The organism is Mycobacterium syngnathidarum (genome assembly GCF_001942625.1).
Taxonomy (GTDB): domain Bacteria; phylum Actinomycetota; class Actinomycetes; order Mycobacteriales; family Mycobacteriaceae; genus Mycobacterium; species Mycobacterium syngnathidarum.
Genome location: NZ_MLCL01000062.1, coordinates 104,235 through 124,919 on the forward strand (window position 1 = coordinate 104,235; position 20,685 = coordinate 124,919).

Sequence of the window (20,685 nt, forward strand, 5' to 3'; positions counted from 1 at the left end):
AGGGCTCAGCGCGCGTGCGTCAGCAGCAGAGCTGCCTCGTTGTAGGGAAACGCTGTGTAGAACAAGCGGGAACACGGCGTGACGAAGGTCGCGGCCTCGGCCTTGCTCACGACCGTTGGGTTGGTGAGCTTCACAGCGCGCCCCCGCTTGTGCAGCACCGTCGGTCCGCCGGCCAGCACATTCTTCAACCAGTCGGTCTGCGGGCCGTAGCCGATGAGGATGGCGTAGCCGTCGTGGGTCTTGAACACCAAAAGCGGCGTTCGATATTGCGCACCCGACTTCCGCCCGACATGCTCGAGCGTCCCGAGGTTCGGAAGCCACGGTGTGATCGCGCGAGCCGCCGGATTCGTGACTCGCTTGTTGAAGCGTGCGACTTGTCGAGGGACGCGCATTCTCGGAGTCTAGGTGTTGGTCCACGTTGGTGCCCCCAGTCGGACTCGAACCGACACTGGGCGGATTTTAAGTCCGCTGCCTCTGCCAATTGGGCTATGGGGGCGATCGGTAGCACGGTACCTGGCGGCCCGATCACCGGATGTTGCCAGCCCACGCTCGCCCGAATGGGGGATGTCACCGGCTAGCGGCGCTTGGTTGAATGAGCGCCAGGGCTGGACAGCGACGGGGGCCGCATATGCCGAGCAGTATCGCGAATTCGATTGCCGTAGTTGCCGAACGGATCGCGGCAACACTGGGACTACCGGTGATGCGGGTGATCGCGCAATTGAACAAGTACGTCACCAATCCGCTGCAACGCCTGTGGGCGCCATGGCTGCCGTACATGGCCGTCATCGAGCACACCGGCCGCAAGTCGGGCAAGCCGTACCGCACCCCGGTCATGGCGTTCGTCGACAGCAAGTCGCTCCGGGTCGTGCTGAACTACGGCGAGCAATCGGATTGGGTGCGCAACATCCGGGCCGCCGGCCGCGCCGACGTGCTCCACCGGGGCAAGCGGTACCAGCTGACCGATCCTCGCATCATCCCGGCCACCGATCAGAAGGCCCGGCTTGTCGCTACCCTCGCCCCGCGAGGCTGAAGTTGTGTGCGAGTTTCGGCAAAGATCTCGCACATAAGTTCAGGTTCGGCGAACCCTCCACCCGGCGTAGGCTGCGGATATCCCGACTCCCGGGAGGCTGCGATGCCCGAACTGGCCATCGAACTGCGCGATGTCGTGCGCGAGTACAAGGTCGGCGGCCAGACGGTGCGCGCCCTCGACGAGATCAGCCTCCAACTCAACGGCGGGCAATTCGTCTCGATCATCGGCCCCTCCGGCGCGGGTAAGAGCACCCTGCTGCATCTGCTGGGCGCGCTGGACTCCCCCGATTCCGGCTCGATCACCTTCGACGGCGAGGAGATCGGCCGCCTGGGTGATGAGCAGCAGTCGGCGTTCCGCCACCACCGGGTGGGCTTCATCTTCCAGTTCTTCAACCTGCTGCCGACCCTGTCGGCCTGGGAGAACGTGGCCGTCCCGAAACTGCTCGACGGGGTCCGGCTCGGCAAGGTCAAACCGCAGGCGGTGGAGCTGCTGGACCGCGTCGGGCTGGGCAACCGGACCGAGCACCGCCCGTCCGAACTGTCCGGCGGGCAGATGCAACGCGTCGCGGTGGCCCGGGCCATGATGATGGACCCGCCACTGATCCTCGCCGACGAACCGACCGGCAACCTCGACTCGACCACGGGTGCGGCGATCTTGACCCTGCTGGGCGACGTCGCCCACGAGGAGGGCCTCGGCCAGCTGGTGGTGATGGTCACCCACAATGCCGAGGCCGCGGCGGCCACCGACCGGGTGATCACGCTGCAGGATGGGCGCCTGGGCTCCGACGAGATGTCGGTGGTGCCGGGGTGAGACTCGCGGCCGCGGCAAGTCGGCTCCGAGTGTTCAGCCTGCGCGAGCTCACCGTGCACCGGCGGCGTACCCTCGCCTCGATTGCCGTAATGGCGGTGTCGGCAATGTATCTCGTCGCGATCCTCGGCATCTTCGGGTCGATCACCGGATCGGTGAACCGGCTGGCGGACGGCGTCGCCGGCGTCGCGGCCCTCGAAGTATCGGGAGTCACCGACGCAGGCTTTCCGGAAGCCGTCCTGGCCGACGTCGCCAAGGTTCCCGGCGTCGCGACCGCGGCACCGATGATCCGGATGTCCGCGCCCACCGCCACCGAGCCGGTGCTGTTGTTCGGTGCCGATGACCGCAGCCGCGCCTTGGAGGGCGCGCTGAAGGATGCGGTCGGGGTGCAGGTCCAGGCCCCCACCGCGGCCGAGGGGGTCCGCGTCGGCCCCGCCGTCGGTCACAACAAGGGCGAGACGTTCCGGCTCGGCTCGGGCTCGGTCACCGTCGCCGAAGTCCTCGACGGCAAGCAACTCGCCGACCTCAACGGCGGCCACTATGTGCTGGCTCCACTTCCGTTGGCGCAGAACGTCACCGGGAGACCAGGACAACTCGACTCGATTCTGATCACCACCACACCGGATGCCGATCTCGCCACGGTGCGAGATCAGGTCACCGCGGCGGTGAACGGCCGGGCCCTGGTCGCCGCCCCGAGTTCACGGGCGGCCCGCGCCGGTGACGGCGTCAAGCTGATGAACTACATGGCGCTGATGGGCGTGGCGGTCGCCCTGGTGGTCGGCGCGTTCCTCATCTACACCACGATGACGATGGCGATCGCCCAGCGCCGCCCGGTCATCTCGATGCTGCGCGCCATCGGCGGCCGGCGCGCCACCATCGTCCGCGACATGCTCGCCGAGTCCGCGATCCTCGGGCTGATCGGCGGCACCATCGGCGCACTGCTCGGAATTGTGTTGGGCCGCCTGGCAATCGGCCGCCTGCCACCGACGATGACGCAAGGACTGGAAGCGCGCATCGAGTACTGGCTGCCCGACTACGCGATCCCGGTGGCCATCGCGGCGACGGCGCTGACCAGCGTGGCAGCGTCGGCGATGGCGGCCCGGCAGGTGTATAAGGTCTCACCGATCGAGGCGCTGGCCCCCGTCGGGGTATCGGCGGCCGACAATGTTCCGCGCTGGCTGCGCATCGTCACCGGAATCGCCGCCGTGGCAGTGCTCGCGGCGTCGATCCTGGTGGTGTTCTACCTGCCCGGCTCAATCGCTTTCGTGGCGATCGCGGCCCTGTTCACCGCGCAGATCGCGCTCGGCTTCGCGCTCGCCGGGCCGATCGTCAAAGTCACCGCGACCGTGGCCCGCCGGTTCGGGTCGGCGGGTTCGCTGGCAGCCGCGACCGTGGAACGCGCGCCACGGCGCGTGTGGGCCACCGTGATGACCGTCCTGATCGCCGTCGTCACCACCGTGGTGATCACCGGCACGAACAACGACATGATCCGCTCGGCGCGCGACATCTTCGCCCCGGTCGCCGAGGTTGACGTCTGGGTGAGCGCCAACTCACCCGGCCAGTATCCCACCGGCCTTCTGCCCCAAGGCCTTACCGCCAACGTCACCGAGGTGCCCGGGGTCGCGAACGTCACCGAAGGTGCCCTGGGCTTCGCCGTCGTGGGTGGTACCCGCGTCATGCTCGACGGCTTCGCCCCCGGCAGCCACGACGCACTCTTTCGCGCCCTCGACGACCGGACCCGTGGCGACGTGCTCGCCGGCCACGGCGTGGTGCTCTCCCAGAATCTCGGGAAAACCCTCAACGTCCGGGCGGGCGACGAACTACAGCTGCAAACGCCGCACGGTCCCCAGCGGACGAAGGTGCTGGCGCTGGTCCCCTACTTTTCGACGGTGATCGGCACTGTCGGTATGGGCCTCGATCAGCTGCGCGCGTGGTTCGACCGACCGGGGTCGACGACGCTGCAGGTCACCGCCACCGAGGGAACAGATCCCGATCGCCTGCTGGCCAATATCCGGCAGGTCGTGCCCGCACCGAACCACACCTACGACGGCCGCACGGCGCTGGCCGGCCTCGAAGCGCCGCTGCACCAAAGCATGCTGATCGCCAACGCCGTGTGGATCATCGTGGTGTTCGTCGCCGCGGTCGCGCTGCTCAACACGCTGACCCTGTCGGTGCTCGAGCGCCGCCGCGAGATCGGGGTGCTGCGGGCGATGGGCTCCAGCCGTCGCTACACGTTGGCCATGGTGCTGGCCGAGGCCGCAGCCATCGGCATCGTGGGAGGTCTCCTGGGCCTGGTGATCGGGCTGGTCGATCAGTGGCTGTTCAGCCTCGTCAGCGGCGACGTCATGAGTTTCGAGGTCTCGTTCCGGCCGAGTCCGATGGCGCTGGTGTTCACGCTCGGCGCCCTGGCGATCAGCCTCCTGGGGTCGCTGCCGCCTGCGCGACGCGCCGCCCGGCTCAACATCATCGAGGCCGTCAGTGTCGAATAGTCGCGACGCCCTGCAGATGTGGTGTACACGGCGGTGGCACCAGTGTCCGCCGGGTGCTGCGCAGGCCGCTGGTGTCGAATCCCGCTGCGGAGATGGCGTCGATGGTGCGGCGGTTCGGCTCACAGCCCGATGACAGCCAGGCCCACGGCCTCGCGATCAGATCCTGATACCGCCCCATCAAGCCGTCACCGCGCACGTGCTCGAGAACCACCAACCGACCCCCGGGCGTCAGAACGCGCCGGATCTCAGTGAGTGTGGCCGCCACATCGTCGACCGAACACAACACCAGACCGACGTGGACCGAATCGAAACTGTTGTCCGGGAAAGGAATCGATTCTCCAGCACCGTCGACGACGTCGACGGTGATGCCGTGGCGGCGGCCCAGGGCGCGTGCCATCCGACGCATCACCGGATCCGGTTCCACTGCAGCGACGGACGTCACCGCCGCCGGCACGAACAGCAGATCGGTGCCCGGGCCGGGCCCGACCAACAACAACCTGCCTGTCGCATGGCTCATCGCCGAGCGGCGGTACCGGCGATAGAACAACCGGTCGAACACCGGCATGCCCAGCCGATACACATACGGGAACAACGGGTTACGGCGCTTCAAGGCTGCTGCCCGAGATCCATTCGAAACGGCGGATATTCGTCGCTCATCAGCGAGACGTACACGGCGACGCGGTAGCGCCATCGCACGATTCCCATCAGGAGGTCGAACATGCCCTGCGAGACCGTGCCCCGGACCAGCAGTCGCACCGCGGAGATGACGCAAAGTACTTGCAGCGGCGCCTCCATCGCCCAGCACATGATGATCTGCGGCAGCGCCAACAGCCACTTCACCAGCACCGCCGCTCTCGAGAGCTGTTCGGGGTAGTCGACCTCGAGCTCACCCGGATAGTCGGCCCGGGGTTTGAGGCTGAACGGCGGGTACCGGTCGGTGGTGTTCATCGGGAACCGGTAATTCATCACCCGCCACGACCAGCGCAGCACGCCGACGTTGAAATCGAACAGGGGCCGCGGATACCGGCCGGTGAACAGGATCGCGGCCCCCGCGGCGAGCACCACCAGCGGATACACCAGGTACAGCCCGATCAGGATCGGATAGTGCGGCACTGCCAGCACACACCATTTGACCAGCCACAACGTGTTCGACGGCACGTCGATCGCGCCCCGCACCCGGACTGGATCAGCGGGCATGCTCGTCGCTGTCCGCAGGCCTGGAGGCGAGGTCCCGACTGATTCCCGCGGCCAGCCGACGGTGACTCACCGCCCGCAGGAAAGTCGCCAGCATCCACGTCATGACCCGATCCGGGACCAGCGCCGCCGGCCGCAGCACCGCCTCGCCGTGCGACACCTGCAGCGAGGCCACCCGCGAGACCGCAGCGACCCGCCGCTGACGGGTCTTCTCGTACCAGCGCAGGGCCTCGGAAAGATCGCCGTTGGCGCCCGAAATCGCCTTGCACAGCACCATGGTGTCCAGCAGCGCCTGGTTGGTGCCCTGCGCCAGGGTCGGCGGCATGGTGTGGGCCGCATCGCCCAACAACGTCACCGCGCCGTGGCCCGGCCCGGGGATGGGATGGCGGAAATGCGGATAGGGCGACCGGGCCAGGTCAGCGTCGGTCAACGTCGCGAGCAGTTCATCGACCAGCCCGGACCATCCGGTGAAATTGGTGCGGATCACCTCGATCGGATGGGCTGGGCGGACGAAGTCGGGCGACCACGGCAGATCGAACCACCACTGCACCTCGGTCTCGTCGGCGGGCCACAGGCCGAGGTTGCCGTGGTCCCCGACGATGACGAATGCGACGTGCCGATCGGCCCCGTCCGGGAGCGTGGCCAGTCCTTGCCAGCTGCACCAGCCCGTCGGCTCCGCATGCGGTGCGCCGACGATTTCGCGAACCCGGGAGTGCAAGCCGTCCGCTCCGACCGCCAGATCGCCGTCGGCACAACCGCCGTCGGCGAAATGCAGGCGGACGCCGCGAACGCCGTCGGTCACGCTGACCACCCGCGTGTGGCACCGAATCCGTTCCACCGGAAAGCCTTCCAGCAGTCGTGCGAGCAGGATCCGGCGCGGCACCATCCGGACCGGCGCACCCATCCGGCTCACTATCGCCGTCACGTCGAGCGTGGTCATCGAACGTCCCGTCGACGTCATCACCCGGACGGTGGACAATTCCTGACCGGCGCCGCCCATATCGACACCGAGCTGCCGCAGCACAGTTTCGCCGTTCGACCAGATCGTGACGGCGCCACCGCCGGCCCGCACCTCGGGGCGCTGCTCGAACACAGTGACCTCGTGGCCGTCCCGCAGCAATCCGCGGGCGATGGAGATGCCACCGACCCCGGCGCCGACAACGAGGATCCTCAGCGGCCGTTGCGGCGCTGGTTGAATGTGGTGCCGGCTCTGGGGCCGTTTTGAGCCCACGGCTCAATTTATGTCCGCTGAAGGGTCGCTGTACAGCCAGTGCACGACGCCGCCCCCAGAAAAGATTCCGTTAAGGACCAGCAGCCGGGCGTAAAGATGGCGTCAAGACCGCAGCCACCGCCCAACCGCGGACGCACCCTCGATCAGTCGCCGAAAGCCGGCGGCCGTAAACGTGTGGGAGAACCCATGTCCGTAGTGGTCTACGTCGTGTTGACAGTGGCGGTCTTCGCGCTGCTGGGCCTGGTGCAGAAGTTGGTCGAGCGACTGTGAGCTACGAAAACGTCGTCGGCCTTGGCCTGGCGATTCTCATCGCGCTGTTTCTCTTCGCGGCGCTGCTGTTTCCTGAAAGGTTCTAGTGACTACTACAACCGCGGGGATCGTTTTCCTCGCCGTCCTCATCATTGCGTTGGCGGTTGTCCACGTGCCGCTCGGCGACTACATGTACCGCGTCTACTCAACCGAGAAGCACTCGCGTGTTGAGCGCGCCATCTACCGCCTGATCGGCGCCGACCCGAAGGCCGAGCAGACCTGGGGCACGTACGCCCGCAGCGTGCTGGCCTTCTCCGCGGTCAGCATCTTGTTCCTGTTCACCCTGCAATTGGTGCAGGGCAAGTTGCCGCTGCATCTCAACGATCCAGACACCCCGATGACACCGGCGCTGGCCTGGAACACCGCCGTCAGCTTCGTCACCAACACCAACTGGCAGGCCTATTCGGGTGAATCCACCCATAGCCACCTGGTCCAGATGGCCGGCCTCGCCGTGCAGAACTTCGTGTCCGCTGCGGTCGGTATGGCCGTGGCCATTGCGCTGGTGCGCGGGTTCGCCCGTCGGCACACCGGCGACCTCGGCAACTTCTGGGTCGACCTGGTGCGCGGCTCCCTGCGCATCCTCCTGCCGGTGTGTGTCGTCGCTGCCATCGCCCTGATCGTCGGCGGCGCAGTCCAGAACTTCCACAACTACGACCAGGTGGTGGACACGCTCGCTGGCGCCAAGCAGACCATCCCCGGCGGACCTGTTGCCAGCCAAGAGGCGATCAAGGACCTCGGCACGAACGGTGGCGGCTTCTACAACGTCAACTCCGCGCACCCGTTCGAGAATCCGGCAACCTGGACCAACTGGATCGAGATTTTCCTGCTGCTGGTGATCGCCTTCTCCCTTCCTCGCACCTTCGGCCGCATGGTCGGCAGCGCCAAGCAGGGTTACGCGATCGTCGCTGTGCAGGCAACCATCGCGCTCATCAGCTGGAGCGCAACGATGTGGTTCCAGCTACAGGCTCACGGCACGGTGCCCACCGCGGTCGGCGCCGCGATGGAAGGCGTGGAACAACGCTTCGGCGTGGCCAATTCAGCGGTTTTCGCGGCGTCGACGACACTGACCTCGACCGGATCGGTGGATTCGTTCCACGATTCCTACACCAGTCTCGGCGGCCTGGTCCTGTTGCTGAACATGCAGTTGGGCGAGGTGGCACCGGGTGGTGTCGGCGCGGGTTTGTACGGCATCCTGATCCTGGCAATCATCACGGTATTCGTCGCCGGGCTGATGGTCGGCCGCACGCCGGAATACCTGGGTAAGAAGATCACTCCGCGCGAAATCAAGCTGGCTGCAAGCTACTTCCTGGTGACGCCACTACTGGTGTTGACCGGCACCGCGGCGGCAATGGCAATGCCCGGTCAACGCGCCGGAATGCTCAACACCGGCCCGCACGGGCTTTCGGAGGTGCTGTATGCGTTCACATCGGCCAGCAACAACAACGGCTCGGCGTTCGCCGGCTTGAGCGTCAACACCACGTGGTACGACACAGCCCTAGGGCTGGCAATGGTGTTCGGCCGGTTCCTGCCGATCATCTTCGTGCTGGCGCTGGCCGGATCGCTGGCCCGCCAAGGCAAAGCACCCGATTCCGTCGGGACCCTGCCCACTCATCGGCCCCAGTTCGTCGGGATGGTCGCCGGTGTCACGCTGATCCTGGTCGCCCTCACCTTCTTGCCCATGCTCGCGCTCGGGCCCCTTGCCGAAGGAATTCACTGAAATGCCAACTGCTCAGTCCTCCCCTGTCGCCGAGCGTCACTCCAGAGTGGCTGCCGAGGCCGGGCGCCACTCCAGCGTGACAAAAGGCTCGCGGATCAACGGCGGCCTGCTCGACCCCAAGATGCTGTGGCGCTCGCTGCCCGACGCACTGCGCAAGCTCGATCCGCGCACGCTGTGGCGCAACCCCGTGATGTTCATCGTCGAGATCGGCGCGGTGTGGGCAACGCTGTGCGCCATCGGAGAGCCGTCCTGGTTCTCCGGGCTCATCGTCATCTGGCTGTGGCTGACGGTGATCTTCGCCAACCTGGCCGAAGCCGTCGCCGAGGGCCGCGGCAAGGCTCAAGCCGAGTCACTCCGGAAAACCAAGAGTTCCACCATGGCCCGGCGGCTGACCGATACCGGTTCCGAGGAAGAGGTGGCCGCTCCACTGCTGCGGCAGGGCGACGTCGTCGTGGTCGAGGCCGGCCAGGTCATCCCCGGCGACGGCGATGTGGTGGAAGGCATTGCCTCGGTGGATGAATCAGCGATCACCGGCGAATCGGCACCCGTCATCCGCGAGTCCGGCGGCGACCGCAGCGCCGTCACCGGTGGCACCACGGTGCTGTCTGACCGCATCGTCGTAAAGATCACCCAGAAACCGGGTGAAAGCTTCATCGACCGGATGATCAATCTCGTCGAGGGCGCCAACCGGCAGAAGACCCCGAATGAGATCGCGCTCAACATCCTGCTGGCGTCGTTGACGATCATCTTCGTCTTCGCCGTCGCCACCCTGCAGCCGCTGGCCATCTTCTCCAAGGCCAACAATCCAGGCGTGGCAGACACCCTGGCGCTCAACGGAAACGGCATCGCGGGCATCGTCATGGTGTCGTTGCTGGTGTGCCTGATCCCTACCACCATCGGCGCCCTGCTCTCCGCAATCGGCATCGCCGGCATGGACCGGCTGGTGCAGCGCAACGTGCTGGCGATGTCCGGCCGCGCCGTCGAGGCTGCCGGCGACGTCAACACCCTGCTGCTCGACAAGACCGGCACCATCACGCTCGGCAACCGCCAGGCGGCTGCGTTTGTGCCGTTGACGGGTGTGACGCCGCCGCAGCTCGCCGACGCCGCGCAAATGTCCAGCCTGGCCGATGAGACCCCAGAGGGCCGCTCCATCGTGGTGTTCGCCAAGCAGGAGTATGGATTGCGTGGTCGCACAGCCGGTGAACTCGACCACGCGCACTGGGTGGAGTTCAGTGCGAACACCCGAATGTCGGGCGTCGACCTGTCCGGTGACCACCGCCTGCGCAAGGGCGCCAGTGGTGCGGTCGCCGAATGGATCCGCTCCGAAGGCGGCCGGGTGCCCACCGAACTCGGCGACATCGTCGACGGCGTCTCCGCCGCCGGTGGCACTCCCCTGGCGGTCGGCCAGGTGGTCGACGGCGAAGCCGAAGTACTGGGCGTCATCCACCTCAAGGACGTCGTGAAACAGGGCATGCGGGAACGCTTCGACGAGATGCGCCGGATGGGTATCCGCACCGTGATGATCACCGGGGACAATCCGTTGACCGCCAAGGCCATCGCCGACGAGGCCGGTGTGGACGACTTCCTCGCAGAGGCCACACCCGAGGACAAGATGGCGCTGATCAAGAAGGAGCAGGCCGCCGGCTTGCTCGTCGCGATGACCGGCGACGGCACCAACGACGCGCCCGCCCTGGCCCAGGCCGATGTCGGCGTCGCGATGAACAGCGGCACCTCGGCGGCCAAAGAGGCCGGGAACATGGTCGATCTCGACTCCGACCCGACCAAGCTCATCGAGATCGTCGAGATCGGCAAGCAGTTGCTGATCACCCGCGGTGCACTCACCACGTTCTCGATCGCCAACGACATCGCCAAATACTTCGCGATCATCCCGGCGTTGTTCGTGGCTTTGTTCCCCGGCCTGGACCTGCTCAACATCATGCGGCTGCACAGCCCGCAATCGGCCATCCTGTCTGCGGTGATCTTCAACGCGATCATCATCGTGGCCTTGATCCCGTTGGCACTCAAGGGCGTCCGATACACCCCGAGCAGCGCGTCCAAACTGTTGAGCCGCAACCTGTACGTCTACGGCCTCGGCGGGATCATCGCGCCCTTCATCGGCATCAAACTGATCGACCTCGTCGTCCAACTCGTTCCGGGAATATGACATGAAATTCTCCAATCTGCTCCGCCAACATGCCGCCGCCCTGAGGGCCCTGCTGGTGCTCACCGTCATCCTGGGCATCGGTTATCCCGTGTTCATCTGGCTGGTGGCCCAGATCCCCGGGCTGCGCGACAACGCCGACGGATCACTGATCCAGGTGAACGGAAAACCGTTGGGTAGCAGCCTGATCGGTCAGTCCTTCACCGACGCTGACGGCAATCCGCTGCCCCGCTACTTCCAGAGCCGGCCGTCGATGGCCGGCGACGGGTACGACCCGATGTCCACCGGCGCGAGCAACCTCGGCCCCGAAAGCATTGTCGACCAGCCGGACAAGCCCAGCTTGCTCACCCTGGTGTGCTCGCGCAGCGCCGCCGTCGGCAAGCTCGACGGTGTCGACGGTGCCCGCCCGTTCTGCACCGGAAGTGGGGTCGGCGCAGTGTTGTCGGTGATCGGGCCGCGCGACGCAGGTGGGAACGTGGTGCACCCGACACAGGTGGTCAGCGTCAACGAACCGTGCGACACCACGAAGACGCCGTTCCTCAACACCTATGAGGACGTGCGGGTGGAATGCGCGAAGCCGGGCGAGAATTACAGCGCCGGCCTGATCGTGCCGATCCGCGGCAGTGCACCCGCCGATCCCGCGGTGCCGGCCGACGCGGTCACGGCCAGCGGCAGCGGACTCGATCCGAACATCTCGCCGGCCTACGCCGATCTGCAGGTCAACCGGGTGGCCAAGGCCCGAGGCCTCAACCCCGACCTGGTACGCACAGTGGTCGCCGAGCACACCGACGGACGCACCCTAGGTTTCCTCGGCGAACCGCGGGTCAACGTGCTCCAACTCAACATCGCGCTCGACTCGCTGCAGGCGCGAGGATGATGGACTTGTGAACCCGCCGCCGGTCAGCCCCGCCAAGCGCGGTGAGCTGCGCATATATCTGGGTGCGGCGCCCGGCGTGGGTAAGACCTTCGCGATGCTCGGTGAGGCGCACCGCAGGCTCGAACGCGGCACCGACGTGGTGGCCGCAGTGGTGGAAACGCACGGACGGAAGAAGACCGCGGGCCTGCTCGACGGCATCGAAGTCATTGCGCCGCGCTACGTCGAGTACCGGGGTGGTCGCTTCCCCGAACTCGACGTGGCCGCGGTACTGGCCCGCAACCCGCAGGTGGTGTTGGTCGACGAACTCGCCCACACCAACACCCCGGGCAGCAAGAACCCGAAGCGTTGGCAGGATGTCGAAGAACTGCTGGACGCCGGGATCACCGTGATCTCGACGGTCAATGTCCAGCACCTGGAAAGCCTCAACGATGTGGTCACCCAGATCACCGGCATCGAACAGCAGGAGAAGGTTCCCGACGAGGTGGTCCGCGCGGCCGATCAGATCGAGTTGGTCGACATCACCCCGGAGGCGCTGCGCCGCAGGCTCTCCCACGGCAATGTGTATGCGCCCGAACGTGTCGATGCCGCGCTGTCGAACTACTTCCGGCGCGGAAACCTCACCGCGCTGCGCGAATTGGCCCTGCTGTGGTTGGCCGACCAGGTCGACGCGGCCCTGGCGAAGTACCGTGCCGACAACAAGATCACCGACACCTGGGAGGCCCGCGAGCGCGTGGTGGTCGCGGTCACCGGCGGCCCCGAGTCGGAAACTTTGGTGCGCCGGGCATCACGGATCGCCTCGAAATCCAGTGCCGAGCTGATGGTGGTGCACGTGGTGCGCGGCGACGGCCTCTCGGGTGTCTCGGCGCCGCAGATGGGCAAGGTGCGGGAGCTGGCCGCCAGCCTCGGTGCCACCGTGCACACCGTGGTCGGCGACGACGTACCCACTGCGCTATTGGATTTCGCACGGGAACGCAACGCCACCCAGCTGGTGCTCGGCACGTCGAGGCGGTCCCGGTGGGCCCGGATGCTCGACGAGGGTATCGGCGCCGTGGTCGTACAGCAGTCCGGCAAGATCGACGTGCACATGGTGACCCACGAGCAGGCCCGCCGCGGCTTGGGCTGGTCGGCGGCCAGCCCTCGGCAGCGTCATGTCGTGTCCTGGCTGGCCGCCCTTGTGGTTCCCTCCGTGATCTGCCTGGTGATCGCGACCATGCTCGACCCGTATCTCGGGGTCAGCGGTGAGAGCGCCCTGTTCTTCATCGGCGTGCTGATCGTCGCGTTGCTCGGCGGCGTTGCACCCGCGGGGTTGTCGGCCCTGCTGTCCGGGCTGTTGTTGAACTACTTCCTGGTGGACCCGCGCTACACGTTCACGATCGCCGAACCCGACAGTGCGGTCACCATCGTGGTGCTCCTGTTGGTGGCGGTGGCGGTCGCGGCGCTGGTCGACGGGGCCGCGAGCCTGGCCCGCGAAGCCAGGAAAGCCTCGCAGGAGGCCGAACTGCTGACCTTGTTCGCCGGGTCGGTGCTGCGCGGGGCCGATTTGACCACCCTGCTGGAACGGCTGCGCGAGACCTATTCCCAGCGGGCGGTGAGCCTGCTGCGCGAACGCAGTGGACGCGCGGACATCGTGGCGTGCGTCGGCACCAAGCCGTGCGCCGACGTCGACACCGCCGACACTGCGATCGAAGTCGGGGACGACGAATTCTGGCTGCTGATGTCCGGGCGCAAGCTGGCGGCGCGAGACCGCCGTGTGCTCAGCGCCGTCGCCAAACAGGCTGCCGGACTGGTCAAGCAGCGCGAGCTCACCGAGGAGGCGGGCAAGGCCGAGGCGATCGCGCAGGCCGACGAACTGCGCCGCTCGCTGCTGTCCGCGGTGAGTCATGACCTGCGTACCCCGCTGGCCGCGGCCAAGGCGGCGGCGTCGAGCCTGCGCAGTGAGGACATCGACTTCTCCGCCGAGGACACCGCTGAGCTGCTCGCCACCATCGAGGAATCCGTCGACGCGCTCACCGCGCTCGTCGGCAACCTGCTGGACTCGTCTCGATTGTCGGCCGGGGTGGTCCGCCCCGAGCTGCGCCGGGTGTATCTCGAGGAGACGACGCAGCGTGCACTTCTGGGAATCAGCAGGGGCGCCACCGGATTCACCCGCGAGGGCCTGGACCGGGTGAAGGTCGAGGTCGGTGACGCCGTCGCGATGGCCGACGCCGGGTTACTCGAGCGGGTGCTGGCCAATCTGATCGACAACGCCCTGCGGTACGCCCCCGACGGTCCCATCCGGGTCAGCGCCGGGCAGGTGGCCGATCGGATACTGATCGCGGTGATCGACGAAGGACCCGGCATGCCGCGCGGGGCCGAGGAAAAACTGTTCGCGCCGTTCCAACGGCTCGGCGATCACGACACCAGCATCGGCGTCGGGCTGGGCCTGTCCGTTGCCCGCGGCTTCGTGGAAGCCATGGGTGGCATCATCTCCGCGACCGATACTCCCGGCGGGGGCCTTACCGTCGAAATCGACCTTGCTGCACCGCAAAAGGACCAACCGGCATGACACCAACCAGCGCCGCCAAGACCCGCGTCCTGGTGATCGACGACGAACCACAGATCCTGCGTGCACTGCGGATCAACCTGTCGGTACGCGGCTATGAGGTCGTCACTGCCACCGACGGCGGTCAGGGCCTGCGCGCCGCCGCCGACCATCGGCCCGACGTCATCGTCCTCGACCTCGGGCTGCCCGACATGTCGGGCATCGAGGTGCTGGCCGGCCTGCGCGGCTGGCTGTCGGCACCGGTGATCGTGCTCTCGGCCCGTACCGACTCGGCCGACAAAGTCGAGGCCCTCGACGCCGGCGCCGACGACTACGTCACCAAACCCTTCGGTATGGACGAGTTCCTGGCCCGGCTACGCGCCGCGGTACGCCGCGGGGCGGCGGCGTCGGAAACCGATGAGCCCGTCATCGAAACCTCCTCGTTCACAGTCGATCTTGCGTCCAAGAAGGTGACCAAGAACAATCACGAGGTGCATCTGACCCCCACCGAGTGGGGCATGCTGGAGATGCTCGTCCGCAACCGCGGAAAGCTGGTCGGCCGCGAAGAGCTGCTGCGCGAGGTGTGGGGCCCGGCCTATGCGAAGGAAACCCACTACCTGCGGGTCTATCTGGCACAGCTGCGCCGCAAGCTCGAGGACGATCCGTCCCACCCGGTGCATCTGCTGACCGAGGCGGGTATGGGCTACCGCTTCCAGGAGTAGCTCCTTCCGCCGAGCAGACACAGAATCGCACTTTGCAGCGTGGAATGGTGCGACTCTGTGTCTGCTCGCGGGAGGGGTCGCACACACGCTACGGTGCCGGTATGTCAGGTGATGGTGCCCTTTACCGCGCTCTTTTCGACGCCAGCCTCAACGACCCGGCCTCGTTCTGGGCCGGCGCCGCCGAGGCGGTGACCTGGACTTCCGAGCCGCAGCGCATACTCGACGACACCAACCCGCCGTTCTACCGGTGGTTCCCCGACGGCGAGCTCAACACCTGTGCCAACGCCCTGGACCGCCACGTCGACGAGCGCGGCGATCAAACCGCGCTGATCTACGACTCCCCCGTCACCGGCACCAAAGCCGGCTACACCTACCGAGAGTTGCGCGACGCCACAGCCCGGTTCGCCGGGGCCCTGCGGGGACTCGGCGTCAACAAGGGCGATCTCGTCGTGATCTACATGCCGATGGTCCCCGAGGCCGTCATCGCGATGCTTGCCTGCGCGCGGCTCGGCGCCGTGCATTCGGTGGTGTTCGGTGGGTTCGCGGCGCATGAGTTGGCCACCCGGATCGACGACGCCCGCCCCGTGGTCGTGGTGAGCGCATCCTGCGGCATCGAGCCGACCCGCACCGTCGAATACAAGCCCATGCTCGACGCGGCACTGGAGATCGCCGAGCACAAACCGAGGGCCTGCGTCGTCCTGCAACGAGAGCAGTGCCCCTGCCAGCTGGTCGACGGACGCGATCACGACTGGAAGCAGCTACTGGTGGACGCTGCACCGGTCGATCCGGTGCCGGTGGCCGCCACCGATCCGCTGTACGTGCTCTACACGTCGGGCACCACCGGTAAACCCAAGGGCATCGTCCGCGACAACGGCGGGCATGCGGTCGCCCTGCTGTGGAGCATGCGTCACATCTACGACATCGCACCCGGCGATGTGTTCTGGGCGGCCTCCGACGTCGGCTGGGTGGTCGGCCACTCCTACATCGTGTACGCGCCCCTGCTCCTGGGCGCGACAACCGTTCTCTACGAAGGCAAACCGATCGGCACCCCCGACGCCGGCGCGTTCTGGCGCGTGGCGGCCGAGTATGGCGTCAAGGCGCTGTTCACCGCCCCGACCGCGATCCGCGCGATCAAGAAGGAAGATCCCGACGCTACCCGCCTGGCCGACTACGACCTGTCCGGCCTGAAGTACCTGTTCCAGGCCGGCGAGCGCCTGGACCCCGACACCTACCATTGGGCCGCCGACAAGCTCGGAATCCCCGTGGTCGATCACTGGTGGCAGACCGAGACCGGTTGGGCGATCGCCGCCGATCCGATGGGCGTCGAGCCGCTGCCGATCAAGCCGGGTTCGGCGACGGTCCCGATGCCGGGTTACGACGTGCAGATCCTGCGTTCGGACGGCTCTCCGTGCGATGCGGATGAGGAAGGCGCGATCTGCATCAAGCTGCCGCTGCCTCCGGGCACGCTGCCCACGCTGTGGGGCGATGACCACCGCTATGTCGCGTCGTACCTGTCGGCCTTCAACGGGTACTACCTCACCGGCGACGGCGGCTATGTGGACCCCGACGGCTATCTGTTCGTGATGGGCCGCACCGACGACGTGATCAACGTTGCCGGACACCGGCTCTCGACCGGGTCGATCGAAGCCGTGCTGGCCGATCACCCGGCGGTGGCCGAATGCGCGGTGATCGGTGTCGCCGACGAGCTCAAGGGACAGGTGCCGCGCGGCTTCGTCGTACTCAAGACCGGCGCTTCGACCGAGGGGATCACCCAGGAGCTCGTGGACCGGGTGCGGGAAAGCATCGGTGCGGTTGCGGTTTTCAAGAAGGTCGACGTGGTCGCGGCATTGCCCAAGACCCGGTCCGGCAAGATCCTGCGCAAGACCATGCGCGGTATCGCCGACGGTTTGGACGAGCCGGCGCCCTCCACCATCGAGGATCCCGCGGTGCTCGACGCCCTCAAGAACGTCCTGCGGGGCTGACTTCTTCCGCCGAGCGCTAGGAAGGGCGGGGCCACGCGCGGTTGCTCAAGAGCCGCAGGCCGTTGAGCGCCACCAGGATCGTCGAGCCCTCGTGACCGGCTACTCCCAACGGTAACGGCAAGTGCCCCACCAAATCCCAGGCCACCAGTACGGTGATGACGGTGGCTGCGATCACCAGGTTGGCGATGACCAGGCGCCGGGCCCGCTTCGACAACGCGACCACCGATGCGATGGCCGACAGGTCGTCACCGACGGTGACGACATCGGCGGTGTCGACGGTGAGATCGGCGCCGGTGCGGCCCATCGCCATGGACGAATGCGCCGACGCCATGGCCGGTGCGTCGTTGACACCATCACCCACCATGAGCACGCGTCGGCCGGTGGCTTCGAACTCCCGGATCACGGCCGCCTTGTCCTCGGGCAGCAGTCCGGCCCGCACATCCTCGATACCCAACTGGGCAGCCAATTGCGTTGCCGCGGCGCGGTTGTCACCGGTGAGCAGCACCGGTGAGCACCCGGTCAGGGCATGCAGTGCCCGCACCGCCGCGACCGCGCCCGGGCGAGCCTGGTCGTGTAGTCCCAGCACCCCGATCGCTTGTCCGTCGACCGTCACGACGACGGCGGTAGCCCCGGTGGCCTCGATGTCGGCCACGGCCTGGATCGGTGGCCCCGCATATGCCGCGGGGCTGAGCACCTCGACCTTGCACCCGTCGACGATCGCCTGCGCCCCGCGCCCTGAGCGGGCAGTGAAGCCGGTGGCCTCGGGCACCGCGATGAGTCGCGATGCCGCCTCGGCGACGATGGCTCGGCCGATCGGGTGTTCGCTGAATTGTTCTGCGGCAGCCGCAGTGGCGAGTACCTGGTCAGGGGGCGCACCGGCAACCGCCGACACCTGCGATACCCGGGGCGCGCCCGTCGTGAGGGTTCCGGTCTTGTCCAGCACGACGACATCGGTGTCGGCCAGCCGCTCCATGGCCACCGCCGATTTCACCAGTACCCCACGACGGCTGGCGTTCGCGATCGCGCACAGCAAAGGCGGCATCGTGGCGAGCACGACCGCGCACGGCGAGGCCACGATCATGAACGTCATGGCGCGCAGCAGGGTTGAGCGTAGATCACCGCCCAGCGCCAGCGGGACCGCGAACAACGCCAGGGTCGCCGCCACCACCAGCACCGAATAGCGCTGCTCGATCTTCTCGATGAACAGCTGGGTGGTGGCCTTGGTCGCCGAGGCCGCGGCAACCGCCGCCACGATACGGGCCATCACCGTGCTCGAAGGGTCCTGGGTGACCGTGACCTGCAGCGCCCCAGAGGTGTTCAGCGTGCCGGCGAACACGTCGTCGCCCCGTTGTTTGGCAACCGGCAGGGGTTCGCCCGTGATCGAGGATTGGTCGACGTCCGAGGACCCGCCGGTCACGGTGCCGTCGGCCGAGATCCGTTCCCCGGGCCGGATGAGGATCTGGTCGCCGGGCCGCAGCGTGTCAGCGGCGACGACGCGCTGCGCGCCGTCGCCGTCGACCAGTGTCGCATCGGGCGGCGCCAGCTCGAGCAGTCCGCGCACCGATCTTTCGGTGCGCGCGGTGGCCACGTCCTCCAACGCGCCCGACGTCGCGAAGATGACAATCAGCAGTGCGCCGTCGAACACCTGCCCGATGGCGGCCGCCCCGATCGCCGCCAGAATCATCAACAGGTCGACATCGAGCGAGCGGTCGCGCAACGCCTGCACACCAGACACTGCCGATTGCCAACCGCCGGCGAGATAGCACGCGAGGTACAGCGCCCACCACACCGGCGATGGGGCATCGGCCACCTGCGCGACGACACCGCCCAGCATCAATCCCAGGGCCACAACGGCCCAGCGCACCGAACTCAGCGTCCAGATCCACGTGCCGATCCCGCGCGCACCGGCCGGCCGGGCAGCGCCGTCGCGGCCGTCGCGCACCGACAACCGGTCGCTCGACACAGCGGTCATGGACCGCACCCCCTGGTTTCACTCTCTCGCAGCTTGTGAACATTTAAACATGTAGAGATTGAAATGTATCACTAGTATTTTTGACGCGCGTGCTTGAATGAATGCCATGGGCCACGGAGTTGAGGGGCGCGCGACACCGGCAGCGTCCCTCGACGCCGCCTCCGCAGCCAAAGTCGCCGAGACCCTGCAGGCCCTGGCCTCCCCCAACCGGTTGCTCATCCTGACCCGGTTGCGGGAATCACCGTGCTCGGTCACCGAACTGTCGGCTGCGGTGGGCATGGAACAACCCGCCGTCTCCAACCAACTCCGACTATTGCGGGCGCTGGGCCTGGTGACCGGCGACAGGTCCGGCCGCAACATCGTCTACCGGCTTTACGACAGCCATGTGGCGCAACTGCTCGATGAAGCCATCTACCACATCGAGCACCTCCGGCTCGGCGCCCGTGAAAGCTCCGCCTGACTCTAAATCAGCTGCAGGCAAAGAGTTTCACGCAGTGTTCACCTGAGCGAGCCGCATCGACGCGGACCATGTGGCAAAAACCCGCACCATTGCCGGAATGCTTTATTTTCAGGGTGGGCCGAACTATTGTGAAGTCGTTATATGTTGATATCCGCCCATACTCGGGAGTTTGCTGTCGGCCACGCCCGCAGCACCCGCACAATGAGGAGTTGAACAACGATGCGCATCGCAACCAAGGGATCGTGCACCTGCCGCTGCAATGCCTGCGACGGTGGCCACCACTGCGGTAACCCGCCGAACTGCAACGCGCGGCGCTGACGCCGCCGGTGGCCTGTCGTCCGGGCACCCGGCGACAGGCCACCACCCGCGACCCCTAACGCCCCCTGATGCTCTGCCCAAAACCTCATCGATCACACCGATCGGTCGTGCGATCTCGCGCTTCGTCACTTTCTCCACTGCCCCCGCTTCCCCGGTTCTGAGCCCGCGCTGGCTTATGCTGCGGCTGTGCTCTCCGCACTGACCTGGGGACTGGTCGCCGCATCCTCACTGCTCATCGGCGCGGTCGCCGGTGTGGTCCGGGACTGGAATCAACGCCTCGTCGGCCTCGTCCTCGGCTTCGGTGCGGGCGCGCTCATCTCCAGCATCTCCTTCGAACTCGCCGAAGACGGCTTCCGCGCCAGCGGCGCCTGGGCCGTTGCACTCGGCCTGGCCGCCGGAGCCGTGGTGTTCTACCTCGCGGACAAGGCCGTAGATCGATTGAGCCGCAAGGGAACCCAAACAGCCGGGCTACCCCTGCTGCTGGGTGCGCTACTCGACGGCATTCCCGAGCAGGCCGCACTCGGCATCGGCATCGCGGCCGGAGCCGGCGTCAGCCTGGCACTGGTGGTTTCCATCTTCGTGTCGAACCTTCCCGAGTCCATCGGGTCGGCCAGCGACATGCGAGCCGCGGGAGATCCGGCACGCCGGATCGTGGGCGGGTGGACCGCGATCGCCGCACTGTGCGCGCTGGCCACCGTCGGCGGTTACCAGTTACAGAACCTCGCCGGAGCCCAATTACAGGGCGGAATCAACGGTTTCGCCGCCGGTGCCCTACTGGTCATGCTGGTGGGCTCGATGATCCCCGAGGCCACCGAGAAAGCCGGAGAGAACGCCGGACTGGCCGCCGTGCTGGGATTTGCGGTTGCCGCCGGGCTGTCACTAGCCGGGTGAACCT

General features: G+C 67.0%; 18 protein-coding genes and 1 tRNA gene. 13 read left to right on the top strand and 6 right to left on the bottom strand.

The genetic code is table 11. The annotated features are described in order from the left end of the window. Window positions 1–5: 5 nt before the first annotated feature. Both BKG60_RS16095 and BKG60_RS16100 read right to left on the bottom strand, forming a co-directional pair. Complete coding sequence (locus BKG60_RS16095) at window positions 6–392, bottom strand: nitroreductase family deazaflavin-dependent oxidoreductase (RefSeq protein WP_070944595.1); 387 nt, start codon at window positions 390–392, stop codon at window positions 6–8. 27 nt (window positions 393–419) lie between these two features. Continuing rightward, window positions 420–496, bottom strand: a tRNA-Leu gene (locus BKG60_RS16100). A gap of 132 nt (window positions 497–628) precedes the next feature. Here BKG60_RS16100 and BKG60_RS16105 point away from each other — a divergent pair. The 3 genes from BKG60_RS16105 (at window position 629) to BKG60_RS16115 (ending at window position 4,326) form a co-directional block, all read left to right on the top strand. Continuing rightward, window positions 629–1,030, top strand: a complete 402-nt coding sequence (locus tag BKG60_RS16105) for a nitroreductase family deazaflavin-dependent oxidoreductase (protein WP_083339230.1) — start codon at window positions 629–631, stop codon at window positions 1,028–1,030. A gap of 102 nt (window positions 1,031–1,132) precedes the next feature. Next, entirely contained in the window at window positions 1,133–1,840 is a 708-nt protein-coding gene (locus tag BKG60_RS16110) for an ABC transporter ATP-binding protein (RefSeq protein WP_374243514.1), read from the top strand. Between the two features lie 89 nt (window positions 1,841–1,929). Further along, window positions 1,930–4,326, top strand: coding sequence for an ABC transporter permease (locus tag BKG60_RS16115; RefSeq protein ID WP_239252650.1), 2,397 nt, complete (start codon window positions 1,930–1,932; stop codon window positions 4,324–4,326). On the opposite strand, the gene BKG60_RS16120 is transcribed toward BKG60_RS16115, so the two are convergent. The 3 genes from BKG60_RS16120 to BKG60_RS16130 are packed head-to-tail and all read right to left on the bottom strand — an operon-like array spanning window position 4,313 to window position 6,688. Beyond that, entirely contained in the window at window positions 4,313–4,936 is a 624-nt protein-coding gene (locus BKG60_RS16120) for a class I SAM-dependent methyltransferase (RefSeq protein WP_070187662.1), read from the bottom strand. The two genes, BKG60_RS16115 and BKG60_RS16120, sit on opposite strands and share 14 nt — an antisense overlap. Continuing rightward, window positions 4,933–5,502, bottom strand: a complete 570-nt coding sequence (locus BKG60_RS16125; protein WP_070944707.1) for a DUF4389 domain-containing protein — start codon at window positions 5,500–5,502, stop codon at window positions 4,933–4,935. The genes BKG60_RS16120 and BKG60_RS16125 overlap by 4 nt, the downstream gene beginning before the upstream one ends. Window positions 5,503–5,512: 10 nt before the next feature. Next, the gene (locus tag BKG60_RS16130) at window positions 5,513–6,688 is read right to left on the bottom strand and encodes an FAD-dependent oxidoreductase (RefSeq protein WP_070187666.1); all 1,176 of its coding nucleotides are present in this window, start codon (window positions 6,686–6,688) and stop codon (window positions 5,513–5,515) included. A gap of 159 nt (window positions 6,689–6,847) precedes the next feature. Here BKG60_RS16130 and BKG60_RS32500 point away from each other — a divergent pair, with 159 nt between their 5' ends. The 8 genes from BKG60_RS32500 to BKG60_RS16170 all read left to right on the top strand — a co-directional run bounded on the left by BKG60_RS32500 (window position 6,848) and on the right by BKG60_RS16170 (window position 17,040). Beyond that, on the top strand, window positions 6,848–7,021 hold the full coding sequence (locus tag BKG60_RS32500; protein WP_234998410.1) for a hypothetical protein: 174 nt from the start codon (window positions 6,848–6,850) through the stop codon (window positions 7,019–7,021). Next, complete coding sequence (locus BKG60_RS16140) at window positions 7,018–7,107, top strand: potassium-transporting ATPase subunit F (RefSeq protein WP_019347277.1); 90 nt, start codon at window positions 7,018–7,020, stop codon at window positions 7,105–7,107. The genes BKG60_RS32500 and BKG60_RS16140 overlap by 4 nt, the downstream gene beginning before the upstream one ends. After that, window positions 7,107–8,777, top strand: a complete 1,671-nt coding sequence (gene kdpA / locus BKG60_RS16145) for a potassium-transporting ATPase subunit KdpA (protein WP_070187660.1) — start codon at window positions 7,107–7,109, stop codon at window positions 8,775–8,777. The genes BKG60_RS16140 and kdpA overlap by 1 nt, the downstream gene beginning before the upstream one ends. Window positions 8,778–8,898: 121 nt before the next feature. Next, complete coding sequence (gene kdpB, locus BKG60_RS16150) at window positions 8,899–10,941, top strand: potassium-transporting ATPase subunit KdpB (protein WP_239252648.1); 2,043 nt, start codon at window positions 8,899–8,901, stop codon at window positions 10,939–10,941. 1 nt (window position 10,942) lies between these two features. Next, a complete protein-coding gene (locus tag BKG60_RS16155; RefSeq protein ID WP_070944592.1) occupies window positions 10,943–11,815 on the top strand; it encodes a potassium-transporting ATPase subunit C in 873 nt (290 codons plus the stop codon). Window positions 11,816–11,822: 7 nt separating this feature from the next. Next, complete coding sequence (locus BKG60_RS16160; RefSeq protein ID WP_070944591.1) at window positions 11,823–14,360, top strand: sensor histidine kinase; 2,538 nt, start codon at window positions 11,823–11,825, stop codon at window positions 14,358–14,360. Continuing rightward, on the top strand, window positions 14,357–15,058 hold the full coding sequence (locus tag BKG60_RS16165; protein ID WP_070187656.1) for a response regulator: 702 nt from the start codon (window positions 14,357–14,359) through the stop codon (window positions 15,056–15,058). Before BKG60_RS16160 ends, BKG60_RS16165 begins: the two co-directional genes overlap by 4 nt. Before the next feature lie 101 nt (window positions 15,059–15,159). Further along, a complete protein-coding gene (locus BKG60_RS16170; RefSeq protein ID WP_075909779.1) occupies window positions 15,160–17,040 on the top strand; it encodes a propionyl-CoA synthetase in 1,881 nt (626 codons plus the stop codon). A 16-nt stretch (window positions 17,041–17,056) separates the two neighbouring features. Here the strand turns inward: BKG60_RS16170 and BKG60_RS16175 are convergent, their stop codons facing one another. Continuing rightward, on the bottom strand, window positions 17,057–19,012 hold the full coding sequence (locus tag BKG60_RS16175) for a heavy metal translocating P-type ATPase (protein WP_070944706.1): 1,956 nt from the start codon (window positions 19,010–19,012) through the stop codon (window positions 17,057–17,059). 106 nt (window positions 19,013–19,118) lie between these two features. On the opposite strand from BKG60_RS16175, the gene BKG60_RS16180 reads away from it, so the two are divergent. Both BKG60_RS16180 and BKG60_RS16185 read left to right on the top strand, forming a co-directional pair. After that, window positions 19,119–19,472, top strand: a complete 354-nt coding sequence (locus BKG60_RS16180) for an ArsR/SmtB family transcription factor (RefSeq protein WP_070187665.1) — start codon at window positions 19,119–19,121, stop codon at window positions 19,470–19,472. Window positions 19,473–19,976: 504 nt separating this feature from the next. Then, window positions 19,977–20,681 (top strand): ZIP family metal transporter, encoded by a 705-nt coding sequence (locus tag BKG60_RS16185; RefSeq protein ID WP_070944590.1) that lies wholly within the window; start codon window positions 19,977–19,979, stop codon window positions 20,679–20,681. Window positions 20,682–20,685 lie beyond the last annotated feature (4 nt).